The organism is Candidatus Filomicrobium marinum (assembly GCF_000981545.1).
GTDB classification, from domain to species: Bacteria; Pseudomonadota; Alphaproteobacteria; order Rhizobiales; family Hyphomicrobiaceae; genus Filomicrobium; species Filomicrobium insigne.
In genome coordinates this window covers 1,295,339-1,311,692 of record NZ_LN829119.1, presented here as the reverse complement: position 1 = coordinate 1,311,692, position 16,354 = coordinate 1,295,339, and the positions used below count along the sequence as shown (strand labels likewise).

General features: G+C 58.1%; 14 protein-coding genes and 1 tRNA gene. 12 read left to right on the top strand and 3 right to left on the bottom strand.

The window, feature by feature from the left end; all coding sequences use genetic code 11:
* The first annotated feature begins 102 nt into the window (after window positions 1–102).
* The 5 genes from YBN1229_RS06280 to YBN1229_RS06260 all read left to right on the top strand — a co-directional run bounded on the left by YBN1229_RS06280 (window position 103) and on the right by YBN1229_RS06260 (window position 5,103).
* Complete coding sequence (locus YBN1229_RS06280; protein ID WP_046477411.1) at window positions 103–2,127, top strand: protein meaA; 2,025 nt, start codon at window positions 103–105, stop codon at window positions 2,125–2,127.
* An 87-nt stretch (window positions 2,128–2,214) separates the two neighbouring features.
* A tRNA-Leu gene (locus YBN1229_RS06275) sits at window positions 2,215–2,301 on the top strand.
* A gap of 466 nt (window positions 2,302–2,767) precedes the next feature.
* Window positions 2,768–3,310, top strand: coding sequence for a peroxiredoxin (locus tag YBN1229_RS06270; RefSeq protein ID WP_046477410.1), 543 nt, complete (start codon window positions 2,768–2,770; stop codon window positions 3,308–3,310).
* A 487-nt stretch (window positions 3,311–3,797) separates the two neighbouring features.
* Entirely contained in the window at window positions 3,798–4,562 is a 765-nt protein-coding gene (locus YBN1229_RS06265) for a hypothetical protein (RefSeq protein WP_052743748.1), read from the top strand.
* On the top strand, window positions 4,510–5,103 hold the full coding sequence (locus YBN1229_RS06260) for a hypothetical protein (RefSeq protein WP_139165286.1): 594 nt from the start codon (window positions 4,510–4,512) through the stop codon (window positions 5,101–5,103). Before YBN1229_RS06265 ends, YBN1229_RS06260 begins: the two co-directional genes overlap by 53 nt.
* Before the next feature lie 77 nt (window positions 5,104–5,180).
* Here the strand turns inward: YBN1229_RS06260 and YBN1229_RS06255 are convergent, their stop codons facing one another.
* Window positions 5,181–7,379 (bottom strand): TonB-dependent receptor plug domain-containing protein, encoded by a 2,199-nt coding sequence (locus YBN1229_RS06255; RefSeq protein ID WP_046477408.1) that lies wholly within the window; start codon window positions 7,377–7,379, stop codon window positions 5,181–5,183.
* Window positions 7,380–7,685: 306 nt separating this feature from the next.
* Between YBN1229_RS06255 and YBN1229_RS06245 the strand changes: the two genes are divergently transcribed.
* The 4 genes from YBN1229_RS06245 (at window position 7,686) to YBN1229_RS06230 (ending at window position 11,439) form a co-directional block, all read left to right on the top strand.
* Window positions 7,686–8,975 carry an SDR family oxidoreductase gene (locus tag YBN1229_RS06245; protein ID WP_046477406.1) on the top strand — a complete coding sequence of 430 codons (1,290 nt, stop codon included), beginning with the start codon at window positions 7,686–7,688 and terminating at the stop codon, window positions 8,973–8,975.
* On the top strand, window positions 8,975–9,448 hold the full coding sequence (locus YBN1229_RS06240; RefSeq protein ID WP_046477405.1) for a DUF2269 family protein: 474 nt from the start codon (window positions 8,975–8,977) through the stop codon (window positions 9,446–9,448). The genes YBN1229_RS06245 and YBN1229_RS06240 overlap by 1 nt, the downstream gene beginning before the upstream one ends.
* A gap of 58 nt (window positions 9,449–9,506) precedes the next feature.
* Complete coding sequence (locus YBN1229_RS06235) at window positions 9,507–10,250, top strand: type 1 glutamine amidotransferase (RefSeq protein WP_046477404.1); 744 nt, start codon at window positions 9,507–9,509, stop codon at window positions 10,248–10,250.
* Between the two features lie 166 nt (window positions 10,251–10,416).
* Entirely contained in the window at window positions 10,417–11,439 is a 1,023-nt protein-coding gene (locus YBN1229_RS06230) for a D-alanyl-D-alanine carboxypeptidase family protein (protein ID WP_046480060.1), read from the top strand.
* 42 nt (window positions 11,440–11,481) lie between these two features.
* Here YBN1229_RS06230 and YBN1229_RS06225 read toward each other — a convergent pair whose 3' ends face one another.
* The gene (locus YBN1229_RS06225; protein WP_046477403.1) at window positions 11,482–11,817 is read right to left on the bottom strand and encodes a hypothetical protein; all 336 of its coding nucleotides are present in this window, start codon (window positions 11,815–11,817) and stop codon (window positions 11,482–11,484) included.
* Between the two features lie 279 nt (window positions 11,818–12,096).
* Here YBN1229_RS06225 and YBN1229_RS06220 point away from each other — a divergent pair, with 279 nt between their 5' ends.
* Window positions 12,097–12,348 carry a hypothetical protein gene (locus YBN1229_RS06220; protein ID WP_046477402.1) on the top strand — a complete coding sequence of 84 codons (252 nt, stop codon included), beginning with the start codon at window positions 12,097–12,099 and terminating at the stop codon, window positions 12,346–12,348.
* Window positions 12,349–12,363: 15 nt separating this feature from the next.
* The gene (locus YBN1229_RS06215) at window positions 12,364–13,809 is read left to right on the top strand and encodes a lipopolysaccharide biosynthesis protein (RefSeq protein WP_052743746.1); all 1,446 of its coding nucleotides are present in this window, start codon (window positions 12,364–12,366) and stop codon (window positions 13,807–13,809) included.
* A gap of 172 nt (window positions 13,810–13,981) precedes the next feature.
* On the opposite strand, the gene YBN1229_RS06210 is transcribed toward YBN1229_RS06215, so the two are convergent.
* Window positions 13,982–14,641 carry a CAP domain-containing protein gene (locus YBN1229_RS06210; RefSeq protein ID WP_046477401.1) on the bottom strand — a complete coding sequence of 220 codons (660 nt, stop codon included), beginning with the start codon at window positions 14,639–14,641 and terminating at the stop codon, window positions 13,982–13,984.
* Window positions 14,642–15,194: 553 nt separating this feature from the next.
* Between YBN1229_RS06210 and YBN1229_RS06200 the strand changes: the two genes are divergently transcribed.
* Window positions 15,195–16,325 (top strand): hypothetical protein, encoded by a 1,131-nt coding sequence (locus YBN1229_RS06200; RefSeq protein ID WP_046477399.1) that lies wholly within the window; start codon window positions 15,195–15,197, stop codon window positions 16,323–16,325.
* Window positions 16,326–16,354 lie beyond the last annotated feature (29 nt).

Sequence of the window (16,354 nt, the reverse complement as noted above, 5' to 3'; positions counted from 1 at the left end):
GCAATGCTCGATGTGCGAAATGACATCTTCCGCATTGCAGCACAAAGCGATTATCGTGTAGCGGGCAATAGAAAATGCAATCAACTTAGAAGAGTCGATGGGATGGGCGAGAAGCTTAAGGACACCACAGGCAAGCAGTCCGGTGACGCTGCGACGGGCAAGGTTCCGCGCGACCGGCCGTGGATTTTCAGAACGTATGCCGGCCATTCGACGGCCGCGAAGTCTAACGAGCTGTATCGTAAAAATCTTTCGAAGGGGCAGACCGGCCTCTCGATCGCGTTCGACCTGCCGACACAGACTGGCTACGACAGCGACCACGAACTCGCCCGCGGCGAAGTCGGCAAGGTTGGTGTTCCCGTCAGCCACATCGGTGACATGCGATCTCTGCTCGACGGTATTCCGCTCGATCAGATGAATACGTCGATGACGATCAACGCGACGGCCGCTTGGCTCCTGTCACTTTATGTCGCGGTCGCCGATGAGCAGGGTGCGCCCCGCACATCGCTGACAGGCACGATCCAGAACGACATCATCAAGGAATATCTCTCGCGTGGCACGTATGTATTCCCGCCGGAGCCTTCCCTGCGCCTGATCAAGGACACCATCGTATTCTCTTACGCGCAGGTTCCGAAGTGGAACCCCACGAACGTCTGTTCCTACCATCTGCAAGAAGCGGGAGCGACGCCGGTCCAGGAACTCGCGTATGCACTGGCCACCGCCATCGCCGTGCTCGATACTGTGAAAGCGTCCGGTGAGGTTCCGGCAGACGATTTCGCTACCGTTGTTGGCCGTGTGTCGTTCTTTGTGAACGCTGGGCTGCGCTTCGTCACCGAGATCAGCAAGATGCGGGCGTTCACGGAACTGTGGTACGAAATCACAGAGAAGCGTTATGGCGTAAAAGATGAGAAGTTCCGGCGCTTCCGCTACGGCGTGCAGGTCAATTCGCTCGGACTTACCGAGCCCCAGCCGGAAAACAATGTTTATCGCATCCTGATTGAAATGCTCGCCGTGACGCTCTCCAAAAACGCACGGGCACGCGCCGTTCAGCTCCCTGCCTGGAACGAGGCGCTTGGTCTGCCACGCCCTTGGGATCAACAGTGGTCGCTGAGAATGCAGCAGATCCTGGCTTACGAGACCGATCTGCTGGAATACGGCGACATCTTCGATGGATCGACTGAGATCGCGCGCAAGGTTGCCGAGCTGAAAGACGAAGCCCGCGCCGAACTGGAAACGATCGAAAAGATGGGCGGCGCGGTCGACGCAATTGACTACATGAAGCGCCGTCTGGTTGAGAGTAATACTGAGCGTCTGCGCGGCATCGAAACGGGCGAACAGATCGTCGTCGGCGTCAATCGCTGGACGGAAACCGAACCGTCGCCACTGTCGGCCGGAGAAGGCGCCATTCAGGTTATTGATCCTGCCGTGGAAGCACAGCAGGTCGAGCGTCTTAAGGCTTGGCGTGCTAACCGGGACGGCAAAGCGGTCAAAGCCGCACTTGCTGAACTTGAAGCTGCCGCACGCGAAGGCCGCAACGTCATGGAACCTTCCATCGCCTGTGCTAAAGCGGGTGTCACGACGGGCGAGTGGGGTGGTTTATTGCGCACCATCTTCGGCGAATACCGTGCTCCAACGGGCGTTGCCCAAGCCGGGCCTCAGGGAGAACGCTCGGGTCTGGAAGACGTGCGCTCGCAAGTTGAAATGGCATCGGAAAAGCTCGACCGCCGGCTCAAGTTCCTTGTCGGGAAGCCCGGTCTCGATGGCCACTCTAACGGCGCTGAACAGATTGCGGTTCGCGCGCGCGACTGCGGCATGGAAGTTGTCTACGAAGGCATCCGGCTTACCCCGGCGCAGATCGTTCGGGCGGCGCTCGACGAGAGTGTTCACGTCGTGGGTTTGTCGATCCTGTCCGGATCGCATGTGCCGCTTGTCAAAGAAGTCATGGATCGTATGCGCGCAGAAGGTCTGGACGACATTCCCGTTGTCGTAGGCGGCATCATCCCTCCGGAAGACGCAAAGGCACTGAAGGCTATGGGCGTTGCGGCTGTCTATACCCCGAAGGACTTTCAGCTCAACGACATCATGGCCGATATCGTCAAGCTTGTGATGGGCGTCGCGAAAGCGGCATGATAAGAAGTTGCACATAGCGCGATCGTTTCGTTGACGGACCGGTCGCGCTGAGTATTATGCGCGCCTTCCCGGCCCGCTAGCCGGTGTGCCTCTGTGGCGGAATTGGTAGACGCGACAGACTCAAAATCTGTTGTCCGCAAGGACGTGCCCGTTCGAGTCGGGCCAGGGGCACCATGACTTTCCCTCGCGACGGTCTCTCATAGTCTTGCTGAATGTTTAGCAAGACGCCCCCTTCTAATGTCACATCGCTTTCTAGGGCAAATCTCGCGCAATCCGGCAGCAGAACTTCGGCGCAGAGTCCCGCACGTGCATCATAACGCCGCAATCGCGATCATTGGCGTTTCTTTCGCCATTCATTACAATGGCTTGCGTCATACTATTGTGGCGGGGAGCCCTAGCAATACGATCCGACGTATCACCGTTCGGCGCCAACGGCTTTGACTGTCGATACGCAAAGGACGACATCGGGTCGTCGACCTTCGTAAACCCTCGTTACATTGACTGCACTGCGACCCACCACGTCCAAAATGGTGCGCGTCGAAAGCTACTTACGGGTGAAGTGTGCTCGCAAAATTACTGCAGTAGCCATGGTCGATTGGCCCAAGGACGACTGTAGCCAAGATTAAAAAAGGACCATCCGATGATCGTGAAAAAAGTTCCAGACGTTACGTTCCAAACCCGCGTCCGCGACGAATCCGTTGGTGGACCCAACCCGTTCCGCTGGGAACAGAAGACGACGGCCGACTATTTCGGTGGCAAGCGCGTGATTCTGTTTTCTCTGCCGGGTGCTTTCACTCCGACATGCTCCACGTACCAGCTTCCGAACTTTGAAAAGATGTATGAGGAGTTCAAGTCGCTGGGCATCGATGAGATCTATTGCATCTCCGTCAACGATGCGTTCGTTATGAATGCTTGGGGCAAGGCGCAAGGCGTCAACAACGTTAAGCTCATCCCAGACGGCTCGGGTGAGTTTACGCGCAAGATGGGCATGCTCGTTGCCAAGAATAACCTCGGCTTCGGGATGCGCTCTTGGCGCTATGCAGCCGTCGTGAACAATGGCGTCATCGAGCAGTGGTTCGAAGAAGAGGGCTTCTCGGACAACTGTGAGACTGATCCCTACGGCGCATCATCTCCGGAAAATATTCTTGAGGCGCTCAAGGCAGCTCAATCCAAGGCAGCCTAATATATAGAACTTGCGGACGCCCCCTTCCGAAGCGTGGAGGGGGCGTCTGTCGTTTGTAGCTCGGTTATTTCAATGCAGGGCTAAGGGCGGTCCAGCTCATTGAGCCGCTCACGCGGCGGGTAGCGTTCGAATGCGCCCGCAATTTCGTATCTTTTAGCGATGATCTGCTCGCCTTTTTTGGCGACAGAAATTGCCTCTGCGCTCCGACCCATCGGGCGAGCCTCGCCTTCGCAAAACATGCGACGCTATAACCTAGCGCCACGCAAATTGCTTCCCTACCACGTTTCCTTCTCGGTTCTCCCCACTCGTGGACGGGGTTGGCTTTGCGCGAAAAAATCAGCCTCGCTCAACCCGGACTGAGGTCATCGCCTATCGTGTGGTGGAAACTCGAAATTTGACACAAACGGGAGCGGCAAACTCTTCGTACACCTCCCTGCTAGACGAAAAATATCGACTTTCTGAAACTCATGCATAAGAATTACCCTGAATGCGTATCGGATCGGGGTGGCTCATGCGCGTCTTGTTGGGGATCGATGACACGGATAATCTCGAGAGCCGGGGGACCGGTTATCGAGCGCGCCAACTCGGGCTACGGCTCGCGGGTGAAGGGCTTGCACAAGTCCGCGGCATCTCACGCCATCAGCTCTTCGTGCATCCTGATATTCGCTACACCTCACACAACAGCGCGCTATGTCTCGACCTTACGTGGGGCGGTCGTCCCCTATCTGAGCTTGCAGAGCTTTGCCGTTCGTTTTTGCGCGCTGAATCGGCGCCAGGGTCAGACGCTGCATTCTGCATCGCGCCCTTCGACGAAATTCCCGACGATGTGGTGACATACGGAAAGAGAGCAAAAAACACCGTCTTAAATCAAGACATGGCCCGTGAGCTCGCGCGGCGAACAGACATCCACCTTGAAGGCGTTACGGGTGATGAAGGCGGCGTGATCGGGGCGCTCGCTTGCGTTGGGCTGCGCAAAGGCGGGCATGATGGACGCTTCGTCTGGGTCGCCGGAGTTCGCGAACTGACGGGCGTGGCTACCGTCGCCTATCTGCTCGGTTCAACCGGCATCGACATCATCCGAACGCCTGACGACGAAATCTTAGCGGCCGATGCGCGCGTGCTCGTTGATCCTTGGCCGCGCCCGGTCCTGCTGGACGATAAGGCCGTATTGCTAATCGAGAAAATAATGGAGGGAGCTCATGGCGACCACGATTGGAAAATCGTCCCCAAAGAGATTATCAAACAGTATTGAGGCCTCCGGGCCGCTGACGTTGCCGCGTCTGATGTTCTTGCTGCTGCTCGGCGCGCTCATTGTCGTGTTGCATGAAACCTTTCGGTTTCCTCTGAACCTGCCTGGACGGCACGGCATCGAAGCGATGGGGCTGTTGGTGTTTGGCCGGCTGATCTGCACATACAGATGGTCTGCAACGATTGTCGCCTTCTCGGCTGCCACCACCGCTTTCGCCTTTGGATCATCCGGTCACGACGGATGGTCAGGGCCGATTTTAGACCTTGCTCCGGGTGTTTTCGTCGACCTCGTCGTGATGGCAATTCCGGCTTTGCGGGATCGGCTGGTCTTAGCTCTTCCAGTTTTCGTGGCCCTTGCGTTTGCTACAAAGCCGCTCATGCGCTTTGCGGGGGCGGAATGGCTCGGCATGCACTTCGGGTCTTTGCGGCACGGCGTGCTCTATCCGATTTCGACCCACTTGATGTTCGGATTTGCCGGAGCTTTGGTCGCCGTCTTAATGTGGCTCGCATGGGCGCGCGTCAGTCATAACCAACGGGACAGCTAGATCCCACTCGTTGTAGTCAAAAGAAAAAGCCCTCTGCTGAACTTCCTGCAGAGGGCTTTTTCATTTTAAGGGGCTGCTTAGAGCTTCGTTCTCAAGCCGACATAGAATGTACGGCCCAGTTCCGGGTAGCCGAAGGAGTGCTCGTAGTTCTCATCGAGAAGGTTTTCCACCTTGCCGTAGATTTCGAACCGGCCATCCGCGATTTCCTGAGCCACGCCGAGATTGATGACGTGATAGTTGTCAAGTTCGAGAACGTCCGCGGGAACGATGCTATCGCGCGTGAGAGCCTTGCTGCCGGCAATATAGAGGTAGTCCGCCGAAAGGCTGAGCCCCGTATCGAAACGATAGAGAGCCGAGAACGTCAATTTGTGCTCAGGTCGATTGTGAAGTTCCTTTGTCGTGGCGCCGGGCGAAAGATTTTCTGAGTCAAGGTACGTGTAGCCTGAGACGAGTTCGAGCCCCGGAATACCTGCATAGTGAGCAGTCGCTTCAATGCCTCTGAAACGAAGCTCGGCAATGTTCTCAAAGCGATTGTTGTTGTTCTCAATGAAGTTCTCGGCATCTGTCTGGAACACACCGAAGCTCAGGAACGCATTCGCGAACGGAATTTGCTGTTCAATCGCAGCTTCGTAGTTCTGTGTGATTTCGGTTTGCAGATCCTCATTGCCGCGATCCACGTCATAGAGGTCGCGCAGCGTTGGAAACCTGATCTTGCGGGCAATCGATCCACGCAGAGCCGTTGTTTCGGTCAACGCGTAGCGCGTACCAAGCAGATACGTGTAGTCGCCGTCGGTTTCACCCGAGCGCTGTTGCGCTGCGTAACCACCGCCAACGACGAAGGACAGCCTGTCGGTTAACGCAAGCTCTTGCTCGAGGGCTGCTGAATAGACCTGCAGGTCGTGATCTTCGTCGAGGGGATTAACGGTGACGCCGGCTCCACCGCCGCCGCCACCACCTCCACCTCCACCTCCACCTCCTCCTCCGCCGCCGCCGCCGCCGCCGCCGCCGCCGCCGGAAGATTCAACGGAGAAGCCCGTCGAACGCCAAGACTCATTGCGCGCCTCCAACGCGAGAGTGAGGAGGTTTTCCCCAAAACGATACGCTGTCTGAACCCCGCCACCTGCAATGGTGGTCGTCGCGTCTTCGCTGAAGGCTCTGGCCTTTGCCTGGGTATTAAACCCGGCATCGTCGTAGTTGTTGGTGAGTTCGCGGAGCTGGTTGATGTAGGCCGTCGGGCGAATGGTCAGCCCGTTGCCGAGGTTGACGAGCCCAGACGTTTGTGCGCTGAAATTATCGTAGTCGTCGACGCGTTCGAACCGTGTCCTATTCGCAAAACGGCCCAGCCCCGTACTGCCCTGCAGTTGCGTGTTTGGCGGTTTGCCATATTCGCCGCCGCGGTAGTTGAGGCTGACACCCCATTGGACGTTATCCGATGGCTTCCAGACAAAGTTACCGTAAAGGGCGCGATCTTCGCGGTCGCTGTTCACCCGGCGATCGGTTGTTTGCAGGCTCGTGAAATCGAAGTCGTCAGAAAGATGAAAAGCCTTCTGGTCATAGGCCGATGCTGAGATAAATGCCTGGAAGGAGTCTGACCCATAGCTCGACGTCGCGCGGGCATGTTTCTCGTGACCGAAGCCCGCTCCGATGTCGGTCGTGGCATGCAGGCCTGGCGCGGCGCTCTTTGTGATGATGTCGATAACGGCCGCGTTGCCGCCGGGACCGTATAAGACTGAACTGCCGCCGCGCGTTATCTTGATGCGCGCGATGTTTTCTACGGGAATGGACCTTGGGTCGAACTGACCGTCGAAGGTTGAGTTCAGCGGCACGCCGTCAATCAGCAACAAAACATTTCGCGTGCGGAGACCGCGCACATCGATGCGGGGGACACCATCGCCACCGTTGCGGACGTAGAGGCCCGGGACCAAGCTGATGGCCTGATCCAGAGTCTGCGCATTGGAGCGTTTGATTTCCTCAGCCGTGACTTCCTGGACCGTAGTCACCTGCTCGACGACTCGATCAGATTGCGTGCGGCGAAAGCCCGTTTGGCCGATTTGCTCTGTGCTGCTTGCCGTGGCGGGAGCGGGAGCGGCTGGGAACGAACCTTGGTCGGGCTGGGCGGAAGCGGCGGTAGAAGAGCCAGAAGAACTCGCCGCCGCTGGGGCCGTCGGCTTGCTGATTATGATCGCGGGGAGTTCGTATTGCTCTTGGGCAACTGCCGGGGACAGGACACAAACATTAGCCGCGAGCGTTGCGACAGTTACGCCGTACTTACGCATGGTACGCACTACCCTTATTTTTTATGTAATTTTCGACATGATATGCAGTGCCCCTATGACGCCGCAATCGTGCATTGGCGGAATGCTGTATAGTGTTGCTTTGCTCCCACACATTTTCATCATAACGGAATTCATGCAGCTTATTGGCACGTTGCGCCGAGCGTTGGCCGCCAACCGATGCGTCTCCGCAATCCTGTTCGTGATCGCGTTGCATTTCTTCCGGATAGAACAGCGAGCGATTAGGTTTGACGTTTTAGATCGCCGCTTAGACTTCTATCGACGGGCCGCGATATCTCAGGGGGGCATATGAGGGTTCTCGTTACCGGTGCAGCGGGCCTGATCGGTTCTGGAATTTGTGCCCGCTTGGCAGCGGACGGACACGAGGTCACCGCGCTTGTCCGGCCGGGAACCAAGATTGTTCCGGCCAGTGCCCAACAGCATCGCGAGTTGAACGTCGCAAAAGCGATCACGCCGGAGGATTGGCTGGAGCCGCTGGCTGGTATCGATGCCATCGTCAACTGCGCGGGCGTCCTACAAGACAGTATCCGCGACAGCACGCACGATGTTCACGTCACCGGTGCGATTGCGATGTTCGCTGCGTGCGAAAGACTTGGACTCCGCAAGGTCATCCAGATTTCAGCGATCGGCGCCGACCGCCAGCAAGTGTCGGCCTTCTCGGAAAGTAAAATGACCGGCGACCGAGCGTTGATGGATCGCGACCTTGACTGGGTGGTCTTGCGGCCCTCCGTCGTATTGGGGCGGCAAGTGTATGGCGCCAGCGCGCTGATGCGCGGTCTCGCATCTTTGCCGTTGCTACCTCTGATGCCGCAAACCGGCGCGCTACAATCCGTTCAACTGGAAGACGTGGCCGCTACCGTATCATTCTTTCTCGATCCCTCTGCGCCGTCTCGCGTGGAACTGGATCTTGTTGGTCCGGAGCGGCAATCGCTTGAAGACGTCGTGGGCTTATATCGGAAATGGCTCGGATGGCCACCGGCGCGAACCATCGCGTTACCCGACTGGACGATGACACCGCTTTATTGGCTGGGCGATCTTGCCGGTTGGCTTGGGTGGCGGCCTCCCCTGCGCACAACCGCTCGGCGCGAGTTGGCGCGCGGCGTCGCGGGTGAAGCGCACGCGTGGAGTGACCTGACGGGCATCAAGCCAGCGTCCCTCCCCGCCGCTCTCGCGAAGTATCCGTCGACGGTGCAGGAACGCTGGTTCGCACGGCTCTATCTTCCACGCGTGGCTGTACTCGTTGCGTTGGCAATGTTTTGGGTTGCAACAGGCCTCATAACGCTGACTACGGGTTTCGCTGCTTCCGTGGAAACAATGTCCCGAGCCGGTGCAGGAGCGCTCGCCGAGGTCGGTGCAATTGCGGGAGCTCTCGCCGATATCTGCGTAGGACTTGCCATTGTCTATCGTCCAACGGCGCGACGCGGGCTCTATGCGGCAATGGGACTGGCTGCGGTCTATCTCGTAACAGGAACGGTCCTACTGCCGGACTTATGGAGCGATCCGCTCGGGCCGTTCGTGAAAGTCGTGCCGATCTTCGTGCTGCACTGGGTCGCGCTCGCGATCCTAGAGGAGCGTTGATGGATTACTTTCTCCTGAAGTTCCTGCACATCATCGGTGCTGCCGTACTTCTCGGAACGGGCGCGGGGATCGCGTTCTTCATGCTCGCCGCACATCGCACCGGCAACGCCGCGACCATTGCTGCGGTCGCGCGTATCGTCGTCATCGCGGATTTTGTGTTCACAGCAACGGCTGTCGTTGCACAGCCTATCAGCGGCGCTGCGCTCGCGTGGCAGGCGGGGTACTCACTCTTGGAAGGATGGATTGTCGTATCCTTGCTCCTGTATGTGGTGACGGGTGCTTTCTGGCTGCCTGTCGTCTGGATGCAGATCGAGATGCGCGACCTCGCCTGTGCTGCGGCCTTGCGTAGTGAAGAATTGCCATCGCGTTATCACGCGCTGTTTCGGCTATGGTTCATTTTCGGGTTTCCAGCCTTCGGTGCGGTGCTGACAATCCTGTGGCTGATGATCTCGAGACCCGCGATCGTTTGGTAGTTTCCGCCATTTGGTTGGAGCCAATGTTGCGGCGATGGAGACGAGTAAGTGAGGGAAAATGCGTATCTTGGTGTTTCAACATCTCGCTGTGGAGCACACGGGAGTCCTCGGTGACTTCTGGCGTCAAGCCGGACACGAGGAGCATGTCGTTGAACTCGGCGAAGGAGAAACGATCCCGGCGCTTGAAGACTTCGATCTCTTGACCGTCATGGGGGGCCCCATGGATGTCTGGCAGGAAGACGCCCATCCCTGGCTCGTTCCTGAGAAGGCTGCAATCCGCCGTTGGGTCCGTGATATGGGGCGCCCTTACCTCGGCATCTGTCTTGGTCATCAGCTTCTCGCCGATGCACTTGGCGGTGAGGTCTCGTTGATGAAAGCATCCGAAGTCGGTCTTGCCACAGTCGCCCTTACCGAGGCGGGGCGTGCCGATCCTGCTCTGGCTGGCGTTCCGCCTGAGCTTGAAACCTTCCAATGGCACAGCGCAGAGGTCTCGAAGTTGCCGGCGGGGTGCGAAGTCCTTGCCGCCAATGCAGCATGCCCGACGCAAGCGATCCGATGGGGCAAATGGGCTTACGGCTTTCAGTACCACATGGAAATAACCGGCAGCACCGTCAGCGACTGGGAACAAATTCCGGAATATAAAGCTAGTCTTAATGAGGCTCTCGGACCTGAGAAGGCCGCCCGCCTCTCGACTGACGTTGAAGCACAACTTCGGGGCCTTCACCGGACGGCGCGGCTGTTGAGCGATAATCTCTTGTCGTTAATCGCCTCAGCTCGGCCAACAGCGTCAGAAAAAGCCTGAGTTTTGGGGCCGCACGGAAGGTTTGCGTCCGTTTTGAAGTGCGGCTTCATGTCCACAAGGGTAAAAGTGTTCGCCGCGCACGCATTGCCCGGCCTTTGGAACCTGTGTTACTTCCGATTTTATGGGAACACTCTTGCGACGTCTGGCAAGCTCTGGGATTTCGATTATGCGCTATCTCATCGCGGCATTGGTGCCGTTCGTCAGTGCAGCGCTGATGAACGAGACGGCGGCGGCCGGCCCTGCTCTGCTGTTTGAAGCCAGCACCGGCAAAATTCTCTATTCCGAGAGCATGGATAACCAGTGGCATCCGGCATCACTGACGAAGATTATGACGGCCTATCTCGTCTTCGAGGATCTCAAGGCTGGTAAAATCAAGCTCGACACTAAGATCACCTGTACCGAGCGCGCTTATCAGGAGCCTCCCAGCAAGGTTGGTCTTCCCGTTGGCGCTGAACTAACGATCGACACTGCGCTTAAATCTCTCATCGTCAAATCCGCCAATGACGTTGCGGTGATGCTCGCTGAAGAGCTCGGGCCTACGTACGATCAATTCATCAATCGCATGAACACAACGGCCAAGCGGCTCGGCATGACGCGGACGCATTTCAACAATCCGAATGGACTGCCTGATGATGCGCAGGTCACCACGGCGCGGGACTTAGCTAAGCTCTCGCGCGCCATTGTCACAGAGTTCCCGGAATATTCGGCTTATTGGTCGATGTCGGCCTTTCAGCTCGGCAAGCAACGGCTCGGGTCGCACAACGGGCTGCTCAACACCTTTGAAGGCGCGGATGGCTTGAAGACCGGCTTCATCTGCGACTCCGGCTTCAATGTCGTGGCGAGTGCGACGCGTGACGGGCGCAAATTAATGGCCGTTGTTCTAGGTGAGCCTTCTGGAAAGGACCGCACGATCCGCGCGGCCAGTCTCCTGGAGCACGGCTTTCGCCACTACGGCTGGAAAGAACTTTTCAACACCACAAGCATCGACAATATGCCTATCGCCGCAGACGCGGAGGGGGTGCACAGCGTGCGTCACACCGTGACGGCCTGGACGTGTGGCAACCGTGCGCAGGCGAGGAAGCTTCGGGCTGCGAAGGTCAAAGTCAAGCAGGCCAGGGCGGCACAGAGGGCTAAACCCGTGCAGGCCTCCGTTCCTCCTCCCGCAAAAGCTGCATCCGTCGCCAATTGAGAAGAACTTACTGGTTGCCGAAACAGAGACGGGATTTGCTCTTCAGACAATAAGATCCAACGGGCCTTCCTCATAGGGACAACCGGGCGCCGGGAACTCCCATGGCTGGTCGGAGCGGCCTGCCTCACTGCCACCGTTGGGGCCGGCTAAGCCGCTGTCAGCATCGGGGCTGACTTTTGTGGATGGAGCAGGGTCATCTTTCTTTGCGGACGGCGGCACGTCGACCGATTGAACCGTAACGATCTGTGTTATCGCCTTTGCATCCGCCGCTAGAGCGGGACTTGCCACAATACTGATCTGCACGGCTGCAACCACCGCACAAATGACGTGCCCTGCTCTTACTCTGTTCAAGACACTGGCCACGCTTTCGCCCTCCATACGGCGCCTCCTCACGAGGGTACGCCCGGCTCTACATGTCAAGTTGTAAAGCTCACTGCATGCGCCGTCCAACGCTGTCTGCGCAGCAAAGCAATCCAATCGTAATCTTAGCACGCTAAACAGGTGAACACGCATTCGTTAGGCGGCGGGCACTTCTTTGAATCATCACATCAAAATATGTCATCGCGCGTACTACGCTCAATTCACGGTACGCCGCGATCCTTTGGCTCCGAACTTGCTTTTTCATTGCTCAGAGCAGCAAACGGAAAGAAGCACAGGATGGAGACCAACTGGAAATCAGGCGAAGCTGCCGACGAGTCGGCATGCGAACATGAATGCATGGCGGCCACTCTTGAAGCCCAGCACGGCATCTATGCCGCTGAAGTCGCAGACTTTTTCTCCAGCCTCCACCATCGGCAAGGAAATGCCGTTCGGGCTTGGGCATGGGCTGGAGTCGCCAACCTTGTCCGGCGTCGGGCGAGGGAACGTACGGGGCAGGATATCCAAACAACGGCCCTGCTCGCGTCCTAATTCGAGACACCTTGTATGACTTCACGTGACACACAGTCAGCGGCACTCGCCGCTGACGGCAAGCTTGTTGGCACGGCCAATACGATCTCGCACAGGCATCCGGTCGCCGCTATCGTGGCGCGTGGTAAATCATTCGTTGCGAGCGTTGCCTCTGGTACGGATGAGCGTGCGCGTTCTCAACGCAACGCTGTGACCGCTTTTGCGATCCGTGTCATCAGCGCGGGCCTGCTTTATATCACACAGATCCTGCTCGCCCGCTGGATGGGCGGGTACGAGTACGGCATCTACGTGTTCGTGTGGACGTGGGTTCTCGTGCTTGGCGGACTATCGCCGCTCGGACTCAATATGGTCGTCATACGAATGGTGCCTGAATATCGCGAGACCGGTGATTTGGCGCGACTACGCGGCCTCACGCACGGCTGCAGTCTTTTCGTACTCACGGTCGGAAGTACCGTGGCCCTCGTGGGTATCGCCGGGCTCTGGCTCTTACAGGATTTCGTCGCCAGCTACTATTTGCTTCCTGGCTATCTGGCCCTGATCTGCGTGCCTCTTTACGCGCTCGGCGATCTTCAGGATGGGCTTGGCCGTGGCCGCGGCTGGATGAGTTCAGCGTTGGTCCCGCCCTACATCATCCGCCCGCTGATGCTGCTCATCGCAATGGTCGTAGCGCATGATATCGGGCTTGAGATGTCTGCCGCGACCGCGGCAGGTGCTGCCATTCTCGCGACCTGGTTTTCCGCAATCCTTCAAACCGTGCTGATCGGGCGGCGCGTTGCCGCTGAGATCCCGGCCGACCATTCTGCTCCCAGAGCGTATGACTTCCGGCGCTGGCTAAAGACCTCCGCGCCTCTTTTTGTGATCGCAGCCTGCGAGTTGATGCTTCAGAACGCTGACGTACTTATCGTCTCGACGTATCTGAGCCCGACGGAGGTTGGAATTTATTTTGCCGCCGCCAAGACCATGAGCTTGATCATGTTCGTTCACTACGCGGTGGGCAGCGCGGTCGCGAACCAGTTTTCAGCCCTTAATGCACGCGGTGATCGATCCGCGCTTGTTGCTTGCGCCCGCGATGCCGTGCATTGGACCTTCTGGCCTTCACTTGCCGCTGCTGGCGTCATCCTGGCGCTTGGACACCCGCTCTTGTGGCTGTTCGGGCCGCAGTTCACGAGCGGTTTTCCTGTGATGCTTATCCTCGTCGTCGGCTTTCTCTTCCGCTCGGCCCTGGGACCAGCGGAGTTTCTTCTCAATATGCTGGGGGAGCAGACGCGTTGTGCGGCTGCGATGGTGGTGACCGCAGCGTTCAGTGTCGGGCTCAATCTGATCCTGGTGCCACGCTATGGATTGATAGGCGCGGCCATCGGAACGTCTACCTCGCTCGTCCTTCTGTCTGTGTTGCAATACATGATCGTCCGCAAACGGCTTGGATTGGATATTGCCATCTGGCGTCTGGGGACGCGTTAGCGGAATTGGCCGGACGCCGAGCGCGCACGACGCGGCTACGACTTGGGAAACAAAGCCAATCCCCAATCCGCAACTTGGGGGAAAGTTGCCGTTTTCTCAAAGGTGGAGTTTGGCTTTTGTGTTGGGCAGACCGACCCACAGGGCGCCAGATGCGCGCCCTATCCGACCGAAATCACATGGACGCGCCGATGACCAACGTCCAGAAGGACTTGAATTCCGTGCGCGGATCTTGAACGAGGGCCACGCCTGCGTGGCGCGCATCGGCCAGCAGAAGATTCTTATTGTGGCCTGCGCTTTCCTTCCAGCCGCGTAGAACTTCGTCAAACGTCGACTGGCCCGTGCCGACATTCTCGGCCGCCAAGCTCGCCTTGTACCCTGCCCGCTTAACGCGATCCCAGGGGTTCGAACCGTCGGAACCAAAGTGCGAAATGCGGTCCCACTTCGCGAGATCGCGCGCATGAGCCTTAGCAGCTGCTGTTAATTGTGCGTTGAGCTTCAGCGGCTTTAGGCCTTTGTCAGCGCGATACTGATTGATAAGCGCCAGCGCTTTTGCTGGATCCAGGCTCGTGTGGGAATAATCCCGGTCAGCAAGAGCGCCTTTCGGTGCCGTTTCATAGGAACCAGGCGGCATGCGGTCATCGTGTGCGGCGACCTGCGTGCCCGGCGCGGGACGGCCCGTCGCTGATTTGCCGCCAAGGCCTAAGGACGGCGACATGGGTGTGAGGGAGGAAGTGTCGCCGGTATCGGCGAAACTCGTAGACACGGCGCTAGGGCCGATGCCGCAGCTAGCGGTCAGCACGCTCACAAGAACCAGTACTGCTACTCGAACCATCTATCTAACTCCCGCATTGGTACGCGCGGTGACACCCGCCAACCATTGCAGCTAGCTGTTAACGCCGCGTTAACGCTAATAATTTCAAATAGAAGGGAATCTAATTCAGGTTCTATGCAACGTTTACTGTCGTTACCCGCACCGTTACCGGCTCCACCTTGGCGAGCAGCTCAATACACGTGCGATCAAATCCCCTCTCGGCAGCGTATTTACCCGTAACAAGTTGTCGCGAATTGGGCGAAGAGCGGGCAAAAGGCCGACGAAGCTAAGCACTGAACCCGTGATAACTCGCGTTAACTTCCTGGGTACCGCGCATAAAATAGGATCAACCTATTTCGGTGCCGTACCCCAGCCATCTGGCCCTACAGGAAAGATGCACAGCTCAACAATAAACAGGGCATGCAACCCAGGGGGGTTGGAACAGCCGCGTCAATCGACGACAATGCAGGCGAATCGTCCGGTGATTCGCGCGTCCGGCCCGATCCGATTGCGCCTGAACTGCCCTCGAAGCAGTCGCGAAAAAAGCTTGAGGAGTCGACGGGGATCCGCGCGAATGACAGCTGCCAGCAGCACATTTCGCAATAGCGACAAGAACGCACCGGCGGTGCCGTTCAAGCGCGCACTCATGCTCGTGCGGATTGCCTGCAGCGGTGGCGCAACCCGCGCGGAAATTATGCGCGACCTCGGGCCAATCTTCACACATAAGCTTTCTCCTGGCGAATGGCGGCAGCTCGTTACAGACGCCAATGCTGAACTCCTCGCGCAAGGTCTTGCCGTGCAGTCGCGCGGGCGAATGACGGTAAGCTCGATCGGTCGCGAGGCCGCAGACACCTTCCTCGGGCGCAAAGGATCGACATCGGGCTCGTGGCAGGACGTTCGCGACGGGCGGCTGGTCGCCAAAGCGCTTGGGCTAGATGACCTCGGTCCCAAGCGCATCAAGGAGTTGCAGCGACCAGATGGCCTTCGTGCCTTGATTATCCAGAAGGCTTTCGGTTTGCCGCTCAATGGCTCTCAAACCGTAAGCAAACTGCGTGCTCAGTTGGCGGTCGTGGCGCTGGAACGCGCTTTCGGAAACAAGATCAAGACAGGGCTCGGCGCAGGCTCTGGTTTTTCGGCGCAAGCGGGGCGCATGCTCGCAGGTCAACTTTCGATACGTCCCCGCGACTTCGGCTCTGATGCCAAGCTCGTCGCGGCGCTGGCGGCAGAGGCCGTTGACGCGCGCCAAACCGACTTAGAATCACTGCGCGGCGCGATTTTACGCCGTCTCGCGCAGTCTGCCCTGAGCGAACGCGTAGACACCGACGTGCCCGCGCCGGTATTGCGACAGGCGGCAAATGATGCCGGATTGCCTGGCGCGGCGATGCCCGCAAACAGGCGCCCTGATCCGGCAAGCTTTGCGCGCCACGTTCAGATCGCAGCGCAGGGATGTGCAGAAGGCTGGTCGGGGAACCGTAAGGCCCTCATCATGCGGGTTTGGAACGCAATAGCCGCACAACATCCCGAGTGGGGGCTATCTGAAATCGAGTTTAAATGCATGCTTGGGGAAGCCCATCGGGCGGGGCACCTTGCTCTCGCCAGCGCGGACCTTAAAGACAAGCGCAATGCCGACGAGCTCAATGCCTCTGCCGTAACCTACAAAAATACGGTCTGGCATCTTGTCCGCGTCGAAGACGTGGACTCGTGACAGCGACGCAAATTGGCCATTCAAGGAAT